Source organism: Flagellimonas hadalis, from assembly GCF_007785775.2.
GTDB classification, from domain to species: domain Bacteria; phylum Bacteroidota; class Bacteroidia; order Flavobacteriales; family Flavobacteriaceae; genus Flagellimonas; species Flagellimonas hadalis.
This window is the reverse complement of record NZ_VNIK02000014.1, coordinates 74,296-89,517: the sequence shown is the minus strand read 5'-3', so window position 1 is coordinate 89,517 and position 15,222 is coordinate 74,296. Positions and strand designations below refer to the sequence as shown.

Here is a 15,222-nt window from a genome sequence, read left to right as displayed (position 1 = left end):
GTTGCTACCGGAAACCCCATACAAATGCCCATAGGCGAGGCGGTATATGGAAGGCTTTTCAACGTAATCGGTGATGCCATCGATGGTTTGGAAGAATTGCCAAAAACTGGAGACAATGGACTTCCCATTCACAGGGAGGCCCCAAAATTTGAAGACCTTTCCACTTCAACAGAGGTCCTTTTCACAGGGATCAAGGTCATCGACCTTATCGAGCCTTATGCAAAAGGAGGTAAAATTGGATTGTTCGGTGGTGCCGGAGTAGGTAAGACCGTATTGATCCAGGAGTTGATCAACAACATCGCCAAGGGACACGGAGGTCTATCCGTATTTGCCGGTGTTGGGGAACGTACCCGTGAAGGAAACGATTTGCTTCGCGAGATGTTGGAGTCCGGAATTATAAAATATGGTGATGAATTCTTGCACTCCATGGAAGAAGGAGGATGGGATTTGTCCAAAGTAGATAAGAAAGTGATGAAGGAGTCCAAGGCGACCTTCGTGTTCGGACAGATGAACGAACCTCCAGGTGCCCGTGCCCGAGTGGCATTGTCCGGATTGACCATTGCCGAGTATTTCCGTGATGGAGCAGGGGACGGACAAGGAAAGGATGTACTTTTCTTCGTGGACAACATTTTCCGTTTCACCCAAGCAGGTTCCGAGGTATCCGCACTATTGGGACGTATGCCTTCCGCGGTAGGTTACCAGCCAACCTTGGCCACTGAAATGGGAGCCATGCAGGAACGGATCACATCAACAAAAAGAGGTTCCATTACCTCTGTACAGGCGGTTTACGTACCTGCGGATGACTTGACGGATCCAGCGCCGGCGACTACGTTTGCCCACTTGGATGCCACCACCGTACTTTCCCGTAAAATTGCCGAGTTGGGTATCTACCCCGCCGTTGACCCACTGGATTCCACGTCAAGGATCTTGACCCCGGACATTTTGGGCAAAGAGCACTACGGTTGCGCACAACGTGTAAAAGAGTTGTTGCAACGATATAAAGAGCTACAGGACATCATCGCCATCTTGGGTATGGAAGAACTTTCCGAAGAAGATAAGTTGGCCGTAGGTAGGGCAAGACGTGTGCAACGTTTCTTGTCGCAACCATTCCACGTAGCGGAGCAGTTTACCGGTATCCCAGGGGTTTTGGTGGATATCAAGGACACCATCAAAGGATTCAACATGATCATGGATGGTGAATTGGACCACTTGCCAGAATCTGCTTTCAACCTTAAGGGGACCATTGAGGAAGCCATTGAGGCCGGGGAGAAAATGTTGGCAGAAGCATAAAATAGTTATGAGTTAAGAGTTATGAGTTAAGAGTTTTCACTCTCACTTCTAACTTTAAACTTTGTACTTCTAACGTATAAAAGATGTATTTAGAAATCGTATCACCTGAAGCCACATTGTTCGCTGGAGAAGTGACCTCGGTCACCGTTCCAGGAGTAAATGGTGAGTTCCAGATGTTGGAAAACCACGCACCCATTGTCTCCCTGTTGCAAGAAGGCAAGGTGAAGGTGAAAGGCAACATTGTCGTTGACGAAACTTTTCAGGACAAATTTTCCAAAGGAAGCAACGGAGAAACTGTTTTGCACATCACCAGCGGAACGGTTGAAATGAAGGACAACAAAGTGATTGTACTTGCAGATTAACTAGTGCAACCATGTACATAAAAAAAGGCCGTCTATTTGGACGGCCTTTTTTATTTTAAACCGATCAAATACCATTCCCTTCCGCCCGACCAATACACTTTCAAAGTCTCAAAACCTATGGCCGAGTGTGCGGCCAGCGACCTTTTGTTCTGTCCATCCACCTCGGTGATGATGGTGTCAAAACCTGTCGGCAGTTTTTCTTTCATGGTAAGGTACAGGTTTCGGAACAGTCCCTTTCCACGATGGCTTTTGGCCACACAGATCTGTCCCATGGCCATGTAATCCATCCGGTTTCCCCGGATTTTTTCGATTTCGGTGAACATGGGTCGCAACACCTCGACGGTATCACCAAATTTAGGGTGCATGCACAGTGCATAAGCGACAACGGTATCATTTTCCACGGCAATGATATGGCCACATTCATCGTTCATGGCCTTTAGCTGTTCCAAGGTATGTTCCACAGTGACAAAACCCTCTTTTGCACTTTCCTCAGTGGAAATGTTTTTGGGCAGATTTTCTTGCTGGAGGGCCAGGATCTGTTCCAACTCCTCCAAGGTCGAGGCCTGTTTATAGAAAACCATCACTCCACCTTAAGCCAATCCTTTCGTTGTTTCAGCATCTTGGGAGATGGGGATTGCTCCTTGTCCTCCATCAAACTGAACGAATAATCTGGACTGGGGGACAATGTCATGGTCGTGGTCCTAGGCTCCCCAAATCTCGTGTAGTTCACTTGGAGGGTTGTCCCCATTTGGAATTGCTTCAGGTAGTCCTCAAACTTTTGTCCCTCGGAAAAAGGAACGTCATTGATGTTCAGGATAATGTCACCATTGTCCAGACCCGCTGTGTAGGTGGGGCTTCCCATTTGGGTATTCCTCAATAGGCTTGCCCCCAGACCGTCGGCATTCATGGACACATAGGTGCCCAAATAGGGTGTATCCTTAGGCTGCTCCAACAAAACGCCCACAGATGTCAACAAGGAAGCATAATCGGGCATTTTGCTTTGATAGATGTACTGATTAAAAAAGGAATCCCCAAAGTCCTTTCCTGCATAGTCATTTAAGGCATTATGAAGGTTTTCAATGGTATAGGGCACTTCGGGTTTGCCATAGGTTTCCCATACCGATTTCATAAAATCATCCAGATTCAACCCTTTTTCCCTTAGGGAAAGGTCCAATGCCAGACCCAGGACACTGCCGTAGGAATAATAGGAAATAAAGGTGTTTTCACGGTTCACGGGCTCCACCGAGGTAGCAGCGTCCACAAACGGGGCCTGATAGCTCATTTCAATCGGATTGAAAAATTGCAGCGCAGGGGAATTCCAAACATAATTGAAGGTGCCCGCCAAGCCCTCCACATATTCTTTTGGAGAGATCAATCCTGCACGGCAGAGGATGAGATTGGTATAATAACTGGTAAATCCTTCGGCGAACCAAAGTTCCCCACTCATATCCGCTGCCTCAAAATCAAAAGGTTCCAAAGATTTAGGGCGGATGCGCTCCACGTTCCAAGCGTGGAAAAACTCATGGGAAATGGTACCGATGTTTCGCTCCATGCCCCCATTGCCCAAACTACGGGTGCTGGTCACAATGGTCGAATTTCTGTGCTCCATTCCGTCCCCGGATGCATTCGGGATGTAACAGGCCAGAAAAGTATAGGAGCCATAGTCAAAATCGGGGAGTTCCCCATAAACTTCTTTTTCGGCGAGGACCACCTTTTTGACCTTTTCAAAATAGGTGTCTGCTTCGGCTTCCGTGCCGTTATGGTGCAGGGCTAGGTTGATGGTCTGTCCATCCACCTCAAAAGAGCGTAGCATAAAATTGCTGATCTCTGTGGGACTGTCCATAAAATAATACAGATTGGGTGCGGAATAGGTAGTGCCAGAGACCAAGGACAATTGGGTGGCCACCTTCCAATTGAGGTCTTCCCTCGCATCAAAGGTCACCTCTATCTTGCGCTCGCTCAGTTCCGAAGAGAACATAAAGGTAGCGGGAATGTTCAGGTGGGCATGGGTCTCATCGACTTGGGAGTAGGTCCCATCTCCCCTATTGGCAAACAGTATATATTCGATTTTTATGGTGCCGTCATGTCCGGATACTTCCCATTCATAAGGATTGGGACGGTGCACCTTCAACAGTTTTCCCTTGCTGTCCATGGCCTTGAATCCGTACACGTTCTTGGCAAACTCGTGCAGGGCATATCTCCCCGGCGAGGTCCTGCTCATCCGAAAATAAACCTTGTCCGTCTTCAGTTCGGGAAAAGTGGCCTGTACCACAGCTTCGTGGTGTGCTGCATTCTCAAAGGAAATGGTGTACGAATTGGTCTGTGCCATCCCTAAAAAACAGGAAAACAGCACCAAAAAATAAAAGGAAATCTTCATTCTCAAAAAGGTTTATGAAGGACTAAGATACTGTTTAAAAACAGGAAGTACTACATTTGCCCCATGGAGAAATTGCCCAAAAAATTGCAGTCCAAACTTTCGGCACGTAAGGAAAATGGTTCCTTGCGCCATTTGCCATGGCAGGGCAACTCCATTGACTTTTCATCAAATGATTATCTGGGACTGGCCAAGAGTGAAAAAATTGCCCAAATGGCCCTTGATTTTTTGAGAGAGGGTCCCCAAAAGAACGGTTCCTCAGGGTCCCGATTGCTCTCGGGCAACCATCAGCTTTATGTAAGATTGGAAGATTTTTTGGCCAGCCATCACAACTCTGGGGCCGCTTTGGTGTTCAACTCGGGCTATGATGCCAATATTGGCTTTTTTTCATCCGTTCCGCAACGGGGCGATATGGTCTTGTATGATGAATTGGTCCATGCCAGTATCCGGGACGGAATCCAGATGGGAAATGCCAAAAGCTACAAATTTGCCCATAATGATATTGATGATTTGGCCCGTCATGTTGAACGCAGTCGAAATAGGGACAGCTTGGCAGAAATCTATATCGTGACCGAATCCGTTTTTTCCATGGACGGGGATTCCCCAGATCTAAAGAGATTGGCGAATTTTAGTAGGGATGACGGCTGTTTTTTGGTGGTGGATGAGGCGCATGCCACGGGAATGTATGGAAATGGCCGGGATCTGGTTGCGGAACAGGGATTGGAACAGGAAGTATTTGCCCGTATCATCACTTTTGGTAAGGCCCTGGGCTGCCATGGCGCGGCCATCCTTGGAAGCGAATCCTTGAAGGAATATCTGGTGAATTTTTCGCGGAGTTTTATCTACACCACGGCACTTCCACCACATACCGTGGCCACCATTTTGGCAGCGTATCAATATCTTGGGGACGAAGGAAAAGCTGTTTCGGGACAACTTCGTGCCAACATCGGGCATTTCAAGCAGGAAATGGAACGACTGCAAATGACGGATAGGTTCATCAAAAGCGATTCGGCCATACAGTGTGCCCTGGTTCCCGGAAATGACAAGGTAAAGGCCATTGCCAAACAACTGCAGACAGCAGGATTTGACGTAAAACCCATTCTTTCCCCTACGGTGAAGGAAGGAGAGGAACGCCTGCGATTTTGCTTGCACGCATTCAATACAAAAGAAGAAATAACGAAAGTTTTGGTATTGTTGAACAATCTCATCAACCCATGAAAACGGAATTCTACACTTTGGGAACCTTTGAGTTCCCAGCCGATGCGGTCATCATCAAAGGAAAACTGGAAGCAGAGGGCATTGCTGTTTTCTTGAAAGATGAGAACACCATAAATTCTTATTCAATGGTCAGTAATGCAATGGGCGGTGTCAGGCTTCAGGTGTATTCTAGAGATATGGAGAGAGCCAAACAGATTTTTGATGAGATCAGAAACTATGCCACTGATGATCAGGGCAACCCTATCGTCTGCCCCAATTGCAAGGCCGCCAAATCTGAAATTTATTATTCGCGAAGAAATCTTTTTTTTAAGCTGTTCCCATTTTTTGAATCAAAAAAATACAGGTGCATGCAGTGCAATTTTGTTACAAGACCTGCCAAATGAAGCTATTTATAACCGGAATTTCGACCGAAGTGGGAAAAACTGTTGCATCTGCCATTGTGGTGGAAGCTCTACAGGCCGATTACTGGAAACCCATTCAGGCGGGGGACTTGGACAACTCGGACAGCCATAAAGTGGAATCGCTTATTTCCAATGACAAGACTGTTATCCACCCCAACAGTTATGCCCTTAACACCCCGATGAGTCCACATGCCGCTGCGGAAATAGATGGTGTCACCATAGATTTGGATGCCATTGTACCGCCTATCACCGAAAATCATTTGGTGATTGAGGGGGCGGGTGGTTTGTTGGTGCCCTTGAACGATTCAGATACTATTTTTGACCTGATCCAGCCCGATCACAAAGTAATCGTGGTGTCCCGACACTACTTGGGCAGCATCAACCATACCCTGCTGACCATCGAAAAATTGCAGCAAAAAGAAGTTCAGATTGGAATCATTTTCAGTGGGGACGAGCATCCCACCACCGAAGCGATCATCTTGAAGAAAACAGGGGCCGTTTTTTTGGGGCGGATCAACGAGGAAACAAAATTTGATCAAAAGACAGTGAAAAAATACGCGGATAAGTTCCGTGCGGTCCTGCTATCATTCTAGGCGTTGGTAAATAAGCCCTCGCCCAACGGTCGCCGTGAGTCGGTAATGTTCCTCAAGGTAGGCATCGATATAGGTGTTGTAGCTCACCAGCTTTTTATCGAAGATGGTCTTTCCCTTTCGGGCCACTACGATGTTGGGCCGAATCGTTTCCATGATATACCGGAGTTCTTCCATGCCACTGTTCCTCGGATTGTCCAGATCGGAGAAAAGTTCGTCCCGGGTAATGTTGCTCGGATGGATGGACACTTTTGTCGGGGGTGTTTCACCCAGCACCCAATAGCCGATATGGTACTCGGTAAAAAAGATGTTCTTCGTGTCCAATTGGTGCTTTAAAATATAGTTGGGGACATCAATCCCCTCACCATTGTATAAGGATCCTTTTTTTATTTTGTTGGAAACGATGTTCACATACTCCAGATACGATTCCATCGGGATCAGGAAGAGCAGTGCAATGACCAAGGGGCGGTACGATTTTTTCAATTTTGGAAGTTTGCCAAAGGCCACGCCCAAAGGGATAAGGATAAACGGATAGAGCTGGATGAGGTAATGGCCGTTTACCTTTCCCGTTTGCATGAAGGAAAGCAGGATCCCGATGATCACCACCGTCAGCAATTGGGCTTCCCGCGTCTTAAAATCAATGATTTTATATGCAAACCCGGTGATCAATAGTCCAAGCACAATGAACACGAACGGCAGTGTTTTCACGGGGGAATGGTATTTTCCGCCCGAATAGGCCAAAGGAGCCTCAAAAATGGACTCCCACCAAACATACAGGTTGTCCTGTAGGTAATAGGGCAGGGCAGTGATGGATACCATAAGCATGACCCCGATTCCCATAAAGAATAAATTTCGGATACTACGGGACAAGGTGTTCTTGGCAAACCCTTCGGACAAGAAATAGATGCCCAAGGTGAGTACGGGATAGGCCATGTTCAATTTGGACATAATGGCGCACCCAAAAAGAAGCCCGGCCAACAAATACCAGCCCCATTGCCTCTTGTACACAACCAGATATATGCCGATCACAAAGAAAAAAGTGCAGATATGTTCGGACATCACGCCCTGCAGGCTCCCGAACAGGCTTTGAAAAAGCACACAGAAAACCGCTACCCAAAAAGCAATTTTTTTGGAGGCGATCTTTCGGGTGATGCCATAAGTGAACAGGGCGGTCACGGCGACCATGATGGTCCCAAAAAAACGAATGGCGAAGAAACTCTTCCCAAATAGCTTGATGATGATGGCAAAATACAGAAAAGTGATCGGGGGTTTTAGGTCCCAAAGTTGGGTGTAGGGCAGATGCCCATCGACCCAAGATTGCCCCATAAGGATGAACGTGCTCTCGTCCCGATCCACATAGTCCCTAAAGAAAAAGGGAAAACGGATAAAAAGGGCCACTATGATCAATAGGGTCAGGACCTTCTTCCAATCGAGGTCGTTGTAGTCACGAAGCTGGAATGTATTAAGCACGGTCGGCGTCGGGTTTATTGGCTATTAATTATCATCTTTGCAATATAGATAAATTGAATGTTTTGAGAGATCCTGTAGCACTGGAAAAATTATCGGACAGGGACAAAAAACACCTGTGGCACCCCCTCACCCAGCACAAGGTAAGTCCTGACGTGTTGGCCATATCCAGGGCAAGTGGCGCACTGCTCTATGATGAGGACGGCAAGGAGTATGTGGACGGCATCGCTTCGTGGTACACCTGTATGTATGGGCATTGCAACCCCTTTATTTTGGACAAGGTCATGGATCAGATGCAGCGTCTGGACCAAGTGGTCTTTAGTGGGTTCACCCACGAACCTGCGGTACGGTTGTCCGAAGAACTCGTCAAAATATTGCCCGAAGGCCAACAAAAGCTTTTTTTTTCGGACAATGGCTCCACGGCGACGGAGATCGGGATCAAAATGGCGTTGCAATACCATTTCAACCAAGGGCAAAAACGTAATGTGCTTTTGGCTTTTGAAGAAGGCTTTCATGGCGACACCTTCGGGGCCATGTCGGTCTCCGGGCTCTCGGTTTACAACGGGCCTTTTGAAGACTTCTTCATTGAGGTGGAACGAATCCCTGTACCCACCAAAGAAAATATCGGTTCCGTTTTAACACAATTGGAACACCGGTTGAAAAACAACAATCTTGCAGGGTTTATCTACGAACCTTTGGTTCAAGGGGCGGCGGCCATGAAGATGCACGATGCCGAAGGTCTGGACAAGATCCTTGCTCTTTTGAAAGAATGTGGAGTTCTATTGATTGCGGATGAGGTGATGACGGGTTTTGGCAAAACGGGACTACCATTTGCTTCGGATTACCTACAAACCAAGCCAGATATTGTTTGCCTGTCCAAGGCATTGACGGCTGGCTTGATACCGATGGGACTGACCACTTGTACCGAAGAGGTGTATATGGCCTTTTATAGCGATGATATTGCCAAAGGGCTCTTCCATGGGCACACTTATTCGGCGAATCCTTTGGCCTGCACAACGGCCTTGGCCGCTTTGGAACTTCTCCAGAGCGAGGAAATCCAACAATCCATCAAGGCCATTTCGCAATGGCACCAACAGTTTGGCGAAGAGATCAAGGACCATCCCAAAGTGGGAAGTATTCGTCAGCTCGGTGTCATCTTTGCCCTCGACCTGAACGTGAAAATGGAGCGTTATGGCAATTTGCGCAATAAGCTCTTCACCCATTTTATGGACCAAGGGGTGTTTTTAAGACCCTTGGGAAGCACCATCTATATCTTGGCCCCCTACGTGACCACAAAAGACCAAATGGAGCGGATCTATTCCGCCATCCGGTCGGCTCTTGAATTGGTATAAGCTATTGCTATGTTAAAGGAACCCATTTCCATAACGGCCCTATCCTCCATTTCTGCCTTGGGGGAATCCCTTGCAGAGGTTTGGCAATCCTATAATCAAAACGACCATTTTCTCTCCGAGGCACTTATTGGGGAGGAAAAGGTGTGGGTATCGCAATTGCCAGAAACCATCAAACTAAAGATTAAGGATCTACGCCATTCCGATGCCAAGTACAAGCATTTGGACGATTCTGTGCTGTTTGCCATCCATGCAGCCCGAAAGGCCATAGAAAGTGCTGGATGGGAGAAAGGGGCCAATTTTGGGATCAACATAGGGTCTTCACGTGGGGCCACTTCCCTTTTTGAAAAATACCACGAAGAATTTTTGAGGGACGGCAAATCTGCAACCCTATCCTCGCCTACGACCACGTTGGGGAACATTTCCTCTTGGGTGGCCCACGACCTCAAAAGCAAAGGCCCGGAAATTTCACATTCCATCACCTGTTCCACCGCCTTGCATGCGGTGTTGAATGCCGTAGCTTGGATCCAGAGTGGAATGACGGACCAATTTTTGGTTGGGGGGAGCGAAGCGCCATTGACCCCATTTACCATTGCACAGATGCAGGCCCTCAAAGTCTATTCCAGAGAAAAAGGTAATTATCCTTGTTTGGCCATGGATTTGGACAAGAACCAGAACACCATGGTGTTGGGTGAAGCGGCAGGACTCGCCTGTTTGGAAAAAGGGGTCAAGAAAAATGCCTTGGCGTTGATTGAAGGCATTGGATACGCCACCGAACCCTTGGAACATAGCGTTTCCATCAGCACGGATGCCCAATGTTTTCAAGACTCTATGAAAATGGCCTTGGGGAATTTGGAACCATCCGAGGTGGATGCTGTGGTGATGCATGCTCCGGGCACCATCAAAGGGGACCAGACCGAGTTCAATGCCATCCAAAAAGTGTTTGGGCATACAGTACCTTTTTTGACGACGAATAAATGGAAATTGGGGCACACCTTTGGTGCTTCAGGATTGTTGAGTTTGGAAATGGCAGTGCTCATGATGCAAAACCAGGAGTATATAGCCAGTCCATTTTATGGCAATGAAAAACAATCAAGACCAATAAAAAAAGTATTGGTGAATGCCGTTGGTTTTGGTGGCAACGCCGTCAGTATTTTACTGAAGCGACCCGATGATCAATAAACAGGCTAGTCCTAAAAACACAGACTTTGGCAGTTCTTTTTGGAAGAATGACTTATTTTTGAACTAGACATCCTAGAAATATGACTACAAGACACGATTGGACCAAGGAAGAAATCCTCAAAATATATAACAAGCCTTTTATGGAACTGCTGTATGAAGCGGCAACCGTTCATAGGCAATACCACGACCCAAACACTGTACAGGTCTCTACCCTGCTTTCCATCAAAACTGGCGGGTGCCCGGAAGATTGTGGCTACTGTCCACAGGCGGCCCGTTACCACACCAATGTGGAGGGCAACGATCTCATGTCCGTACATCAAGTAAAGGCACAGGCATTGCGTGCGAAGGCTTCAGGTAGTTCCCGTGTCTGTATGGGCGCCGCATGGCGAAACGTAAAAGACGGTCCCGAATTTGACCAAGTGTTGGAGATGGTCCGCACCATCAACAAGTTGGACATGGAAGTCTGTTGTACCTTGGGCATGGTGACCGAAAACCAGGCCAAACGCTTGGCAGAGGCAGGGCTGTATGCCTACAACCACAACCTCGATACTTCGGAGGAATATTATAAGGAAGTCATTTCCACACGTGGGTATGAAGATCGTTTGCAGACTATAGAAAATGTACGCAAGACGAACGTTACGGTCTGTAGTGGCGGAATCATAGGCATGGGGGAATCCATAGAGGACAGGGCCGGTATGTTGGTGGCCCTATCCACCTTGAACCCACAACCCGAATCTGTTCCCATCAATGCTCTGGTGGCCGTGGATGGCACCCCGATGGAAGACCAAAAACCTGTGGAGATATGGGAAATGGTCCGTATGGTGGCCACTACCCGAATCGTGATGCCACAGACGCAGGTCAGGTTGTCCGCAGGAAGAACGGGAATGAGCCGTGAAGGACAGGCCATGTGCTTTTTCGCCGGGGCCAATTCCATTTTCGCGGGGGACAAGTTGCTCACCACGCCCAACCCCGATGTGAACGAGGATATGGAAATGTTCAGGCAATTGGGACTGAACCCCCAGAAAGCCTTTGTAAAAGCTCCCCAACCGCAGACCGTGGAAGCCATGGATTCTGAATATGTGGCCATGGGGGAAAAGCCAAAATGGTCCAGACCTGGCCATAAGATTGAGCGGAACGAAGCTGCCAAACACAAAGGAAGTTTGGTTTCCGAAGATTAAGGTTTGGTAACTATTTAAAAACGTTTTAGTAATTTAGTGGTTTCAAACTCCTTGAAATCTTGAAGCTGAACCTTGAACAAATTCCTAGGGAAACAACTCTTTCCAAGAGGGAGTTTATCCAAAACTATTTCAAGCCCCAAAAGCCAGTAGTGATCGAACGCTTTATTGAGGATTGGCCCGCACATTCCAAGTGGAGCTTGGATTATATGAAACAAGTGGCAGGGGAAAAGGAAGTGCCCCTCTATGACGATCGCCCTGTAAAACACGATGAAGGTTTCAACCAGCCGCATGCCAAGATGAAGATGTCGGAATATGTAGATCTGTTGAAAAGCGGTCCTACCAAATACCGTATTTTCCTTTGGAATATTTTGAAAGAAGTTCCCGAGTTGCAAAAGGATTTCACCTATCCCGATTTTGGATTGAAATTGATGAAAGGCCTGCCCATGCTGTTCTTTGGAGGGGAAGATTCCTATACCTTCATGCATTATGATATCGATTTGGCCAACATTTTCCATTTCCATTTTGAAGGGAAAAAGCAGTGCATTCTTTACCCACAATCGGAGACCAAGTTCCTGTACAAGGTCCCACATTCCCTGATTACCCGTGAAGATATCGATTTTGACAATCCTGATTTCGAAAAGTGGCCGGCCCTTGAACATGCCAAGGGACATATCGCCAATTTGGAACATGGAAATGTGCTCTACATTCCTGAAGGATATTGGCACTACATGAAATACGTGACCCCAGGTTTTTCCATGAGTTTACGGTCCATTGCCAAAAAACCCAAAAATTTGAGCCGGGCGGTGTACAACATTTTCGTAATGCGTCATTTTGACAACCTGATGCGCAAGTGGAAAGGGCAAGGTTGGATCGATTGGAAAAACGAGCAGGCGGTGGTGCGCACCCAACGATTGATAGTCCAAAAGTAACCGGCACTATTTGATCAGGTCATTGATTTTATCAAAGACCAAATGGCTTTCCCAGCCTCGGTACAATAGGTAATCGGCCAATTTTTTCTTCCGTTTTTGGATGTTGGTTTCCTTGATTTGTTCCAACCGTTTCTGAGCCAGTTCGTCCAAAGTGTCCAAGTAATCCACTTCTTGGATTTCTTTTAGGGCACTTTTGATGTTGAAAGCAGAGATCTGTCGTAATTGAAGTTCCCGTACAATCCGGTTCCTGCCCCATTTTTTGATGTTGAATTTGCCCCTGGCATAGCTTTTGGCAAATCGCTCCTCGTTCAGATAATTTTCCTGGATGAGGTGCCCCACAATTTGGTCAATGGCTTCGGGGATCATGTTCATCCCTTTGAGTTTTTCCACCACTTCATAATGGCAACGCTCTTGGTAGGCGCAATAATGCTCCATTTTTTTGGTGGCCTCCGTGACCGAGACGAACGATTTTTTGGGAAATGGGTTGGACATTCCTATCGGTTTTTCGTTATCACAAGTGATGTGCCTTTGCCTGTAATCGCGGTGCTTTTTCCTGAAGAGGTAACTTGGGCTTCGCCTTCCATGATTTGATAATCGCCTTGGGGCAAATCGACCACGATGGACCAATCGGATTTGGATTGCTGTACCTTGATTTGAAGTTCCCCATCCTTGTCTTCATACCAAATGGAGATTTCATTGTCCCCGATTTTTACATTTTCCAAAGAAGCATGGTCCCACGAACTTGGCATTTGTGGTCTGATCAAGACCGTCTTTTTGTGTGCCATGGGCTGAATCCCGAAAAATTGCCGAACAATAGGGAAAGCATACGCATAAATGTTCCAGGCTTGGGTTACCATGCCATAATCCGGTGAGACTTCGTAAATGCTCCCGGGCAGTGCATAGCTGAAGGTACGGGTCATCCGCTTCAGATAATCCAAAGCCTCGTCGGGGCGTCCGTAATTGTTCTCGGCCACTGCTTGGACCCCAGTTGGCAACGTCATCACGGCCCCTGTGTACGAAAAGACCTTGCTCCCCTTGAAGGAACCCATATCCTTTCCTGCGGATTCATCCCTATCGATTCCCGTAACGAACATCCCAAAGGGATTTGTAAATTTCTTGGCGTTGTCCAACGCGGTAATCGCTTTTGTTGAATCGGCGATGCCCATTTCCATAGGCGTGTTTACCACCCAGTTGTGATAAAGGACAAAGGGTCTCGGTTGGCTTGATGGATGGTCAAGAATCTGTTGTTTGGTTGTTTTCAGTTCTTCCACGGCCCAAGGTTTGTTCAGGGTATCTGCACGAACAATGGCATCTTCGATCAAATGGATGGCCTGTTCGTCTGTTCCAATAAAATCCGCATAGGAGCCAAATTGTGCTGACCAAAATTGCTCATTGATTTTGTGTTTTAAGGTATCGGCCAGTGCTTGGTATTTTGTAGCCAATTCTGGTTGTTCCAATTCAATTGCCATTAACGCAGCATCTGCAAAGGCTTTTTGGGTATAAGAAGCTACATCGATCATTTCGCTATCAAGGCCATGGATTTCCATCATCCCGAATCCATCAGGAAAAAGATTTTTGTTGCCATCATTTTCGGCCAACAACCAATCCAGTCCTTTTTGAACCGTAGGAAAATATTTTTTCAAAAACGCTTTATCACCATTCCAGTTGTAGATTTCCCAAATCAAAGAGGCAAATTGGGGAGTCTCGTTGATGTTTCCTTCATTGAACACAGCTCCATTGGTGGACATCTCATGAAGGATCCTGCCGTTCCCATTCAGGGACATGGAAACACTGTCCAAAAGGTGGATGGTCTTTTCCACAATAACTTCCTGTCCAATGGCCATATAGCCTTTCAGCGCATATTCGCTATCCACACCAAACCACCAAGGATAATCGGGAAGTCCGGCGCCTATGCCCGTTCCGATTTCGGGCACCGTTCGCACCAACCAATCGCAATTGTACTTGAGCCATCTAAAGGCTTGCTCCAGCTCTTTATCGGGAATGGTAAGTTTGGTTTGGCTTGCTAATTGGATATACCTTTCTTTCTTGGCTTTGGCCAAGGTGTAATGCTGTTCTTGGATGTTATTGTAGTTTTCCAAAGCATCATCCAAAGAAGTGTATGATCCTGCGATGGTAAAATTCAATATGGAACTCGACCCGGCAGGAAGTTCAATATTGTAGGTCAATGTGCTTGATACGCCATGGGTACTTTGTGGATTTTCTGTTGACAAGGTCGATACAGGGGCTTGGTCGGACCCAAAGATGTTGTACCACGAATTGGAGACGTCCTTGACGATCCATTTTTGCCCATCAAAATTGGCTTCATCCCGGCTATCTTCCATTTGGGTGCGTTCGCCTAGCCAAGTGGGTCTAAGGTCGGTATGGCCTATGAATTGGAACTCACCTTTTTTGGTCTCTTTGGAATTATTTTGAATCACAAATTGAACAAAAATGCCCTGTTTGCCATCTGGCACAAACTGATAGCGTTCTACCGTGATCTGTTCTTGTTCGAATTCAAACAGGTGTTTGTTGGCAAAAGGGTAATTGATAAAACCTTTTGCTTTGTTGAGGGGCAAAACCTTTTCGCCCACGATCAGTTCAGCATCAAACCCGTCCATGAGTTTGATGGGGTGGTTCCAGATTCCGCCCATTTCCCCTTTGATGTGCCAGCCCAAAGGTGGGAAACTACCATCTTGGTGGCCGACCATATAAACGCGGTCCCCAGCAGTCACAAAAGGGGATTGCAGATAGGAGGGTTTTCCTTGGATGGAATCGGAATCTATTAATAGACTTGATATGGGCTGTGCCGTTTGTTTGGAGCAAGCTGCAAGAAAGAAAATGGATATCAACAGTAAAATGGGTCTCAACGGTGTGTCTTACAT

14 protein-coding genes are annotated in these 15,222 nt (G+C 47.0%); 9 read left to right on the top strand and 5 right to left on the bottom strand.

The genetic code is table 11. The annotated features are described in order from the left end of the window. Positions 1-1,290: F0F1 ATP synthase subunit beta (gene atpD, locus FOT42_RS16140; RefSeq protein ID WP_151891548.1), on the top strand; the 1,290-nt coding region annotated here is incomplete at its 5' end. Positions 1,291-1,373: 83 nt separating this feature from the next. Further along, positions 1,374-1,652 (top strand): F0F1 ATP synthase subunit delta/epsilon, encoded by a 279-nt coding sequence (locus FOT42_RS16135; RefSeq protein ID WP_151891547.1) that lies wholly within the window; start codon positions 1,374-1,376, stop codon positions 1,650-1,652. A gap of 50 nt (positions 1,653-1,702) precedes the next feature. Here FOT42_RS16135 and FOT42_RS16130 read toward each other — a convergent pair whose 3' ends face one another. Then, positions 1,703-2,233, bottom strand: coding sequence for a GNAT family N-acetyltransferase (locus FOT42_RS16130; protein ID WP_151891546.1), 531 nt, complete (start codon positions 2,231-2,233; stop codon positions 1,703-1,705). Next, positions 2,233-4,029, bottom strand: a complete 1,797-nt coding sequence (locus tag FOT42_RS16125; protein WP_151891545.1) for a M61 family metallopeptidase — start codon at positions 4,027-4,029, stop codon at positions 2,233-2,235. Before FOT42_RS16125 ends, FOT42_RS16130 begins: the two co-directional genes overlap by 1 nt. Before the next feature lie 63 nt (positions 4,030-4,092). On the opposite strand from FOT42_RS16125, the gene FOT42_RS16120 reads away from it, so the two are divergent. From FOT42_RS16120 to bioD, 3 genes are read left to right on the top strand one after another with little or no spacing between them, the layout of a single operon-like run. Beyond that, the gene (locus tag FOT42_RS16120) at positions 4,093-5,244 is read left to right on the top strand and encodes an aminotransferase class I/II-fold pyridoxal phosphate-dependent enzyme (RefSeq protein WP_151891544.1); all 1,152 of its coding nucleotides are present in this window, start codon (positions 4,093-4,095) and stop codon (positions 5,242-5,244) included. Next, positions 5,241-5,627: a putative signal transducing protein gene (locus tag FOT42_RS16115; protein ID WP_151891543.1), complete on the top strand. Its 387-nt coding sequence runs from the start codon at positions 5,241-5,243 to the stop codon at positions 5,625-5,627. Before FOT42_RS16120 ends, FOT42_RS16115 begins: the two co-directional genes overlap by 4 nt. Then, a complete protein-coding gene (gene bioD, locus FOT42_RS16110) occupies positions 5,624-6,238 on the top strand; it encodes a dethiobiotin synthase (protein ID WP_151891542.1) in 615 nt (204 codons plus the stop codon). The genes FOT42_RS16115 and bioD overlap by 4 nt, the downstream gene beginning before the upstream one ends. Here the strand turns inward: bioD and FOT42_RS16105 are convergent. Then, positions 6,230-7,705 carry an ArnT family glycosyltransferase gene (locus tag FOT42_RS16105; RefSeq protein ID WP_226789924.1) on the bottom strand — a complete coding sequence of 492 codons (1,476 nt, stop codon included), beginning with the start codon at positions 7,703-7,705 and terminating at the stop codon, positions 6,230-6,232. The two genes, bioD and FOT42_RS16105, sit on opposite strands and share 9 nt — an antisense overlap. 62 nt (positions 7,706-7,767) lie before the next feature. Here FOT42_RS16105 and bioA point away from each other — a divergent pair, with 62 nt between their 5' ends. From bioA to FOT42_RS16085, 4 genes are all read left to right on the top strand, one after another. Next, positions 7,768-9,054: an adenosylmethionine--8-amino-7-oxononanoate transaminase gene (gene bioA, locus FOT42_RS16100; protein WP_226789923.1), complete on the top strand. Its 1,287-nt coding sequence runs from the start codon at positions 7,768-7,770 to the stop codon at positions 9,052-9,054. Positions 9,055-9,063: 9 nt separating this feature from the next. Continuing rightward, entirely contained in the window at positions 9,064-10,233 is a 1,170-nt protein-coding gene (locus tag FOT42_RS16095; protein WP_151891540.1) for a beta-ketoacyl synthase N-terminal-like domain-containing protein, read from the top strand. Between the two features lie 80 nt (positions 10,234-10,313). After that, positions 10,314-11,411 carry a biotin synthase BioB gene (bioB, locus tag FOT42_RS16090; protein ID WP_151891539.1) on the top strand — a complete coding sequence of 366 codons (1,098 nt, stop codon included), beginning with the start codon at positions 10,314-10,316 and terminating at the stop codon, positions 11,409-11,411. A gap of 59 nt (positions 11,412-11,470) precedes the next feature. Next, positions 11,471-12,340 (top strand): cupin-like domain-containing protein, encoded by an 870-nt coding sequence (locus FOT42_RS16085; protein WP_151891538.1) that lies wholly within the window; start codon positions 11,471-11,473, stop codon positions 12,338-12,340. A gap of 6 nt (positions 12,341-12,346) precedes the next feature. On the opposite strand, the gene FOT42_RS16080 is transcribed toward FOT42_RS16085, so the two are convergent. Continuing rightward, positions 12,347-12,832 (bottom strand): regulatory protein RecX, encoded by a 486-nt coding sequence (locus tag FOT42_RS16080; RefSeq protein WP_151891537.1) that lies wholly within the window; start codon positions 12,830-12,832, stop codon positions 12,347-12,349. 2 nt (positions 12,833-12,834) lie between these two features. After that, a complete protein-coding gene (locus tag FOT42_RS16075; protein ID WP_226789922.1) occupies positions 12,835-15,207 on the bottom strand; it encodes an alpha-L-rhamnosidase-related protein in 2,373 nt (790 codons plus the stop codon). Positions 15,208-15,222: the final 15 nt, after the last annotated feature.

Coding starts and splice junctions, on each gene's coding strand:
- FOT42_RS16135 (WP_151891547.1), top strand. CDS start 1,374: ATGTATTTAGAAATCGTATCACCTGAAGCCACATTGTTCGCTGGAGAA.
- FOT42_RS16130 (WP_151891546.1), bottom strand. CDS start 2,233: ATGGTTTTCTATAAACAGGCCTCGACCTTGGAGGAGTTGGAACAGATC.
- FOT42_RS16125 (WP_151891545.1), bottom strand. CDS start 4,029: ATGAAGATTTCCTTTTATTTTTTGGTGCTGTTTTCCTGTTTTTTAGGG.
- FOT42_RS16120 (WP_151891544.1), top strand. CDS start 4,093: ATGGAGAAATTGCCCAAAAAATTGCAGTCCAAACTTTCGGCACGTAAG.
- FOT42_RS16115 (WP_151891543.1), top strand. CDS start 5,241: ATGAAAACGGAATTCTACACTTTGGGAACCTTTGAGTTCCCAGCCGAT.
- bioD (WP_151891542.1), top strand. CDS start 5,624: ATGAAGCTATTTATAACCGGAATTTCGACCGAAGTGGGAAAAACTGTT.
- FOT42_RS16095 (WP_151891540.1), top strand. CDS start 9,064: ATGTTAAAGGAACCCATTTCCATAACGGCCCTATCCTCCATTTCTGCC.
- bioB (WP_151891539.1), top strand. CDS start 10,314: ATGACTACAAGACACGATTGGACCAAGGAAGAAATCCTCAAAATATAT.
- FOT42_RS16080 (WP_151891537.1), bottom strand. CDS start 12,832: ATGTCCAACCCATTTCCCAAAAAATCGTTCGTCTCGGTCACGGAGGCC.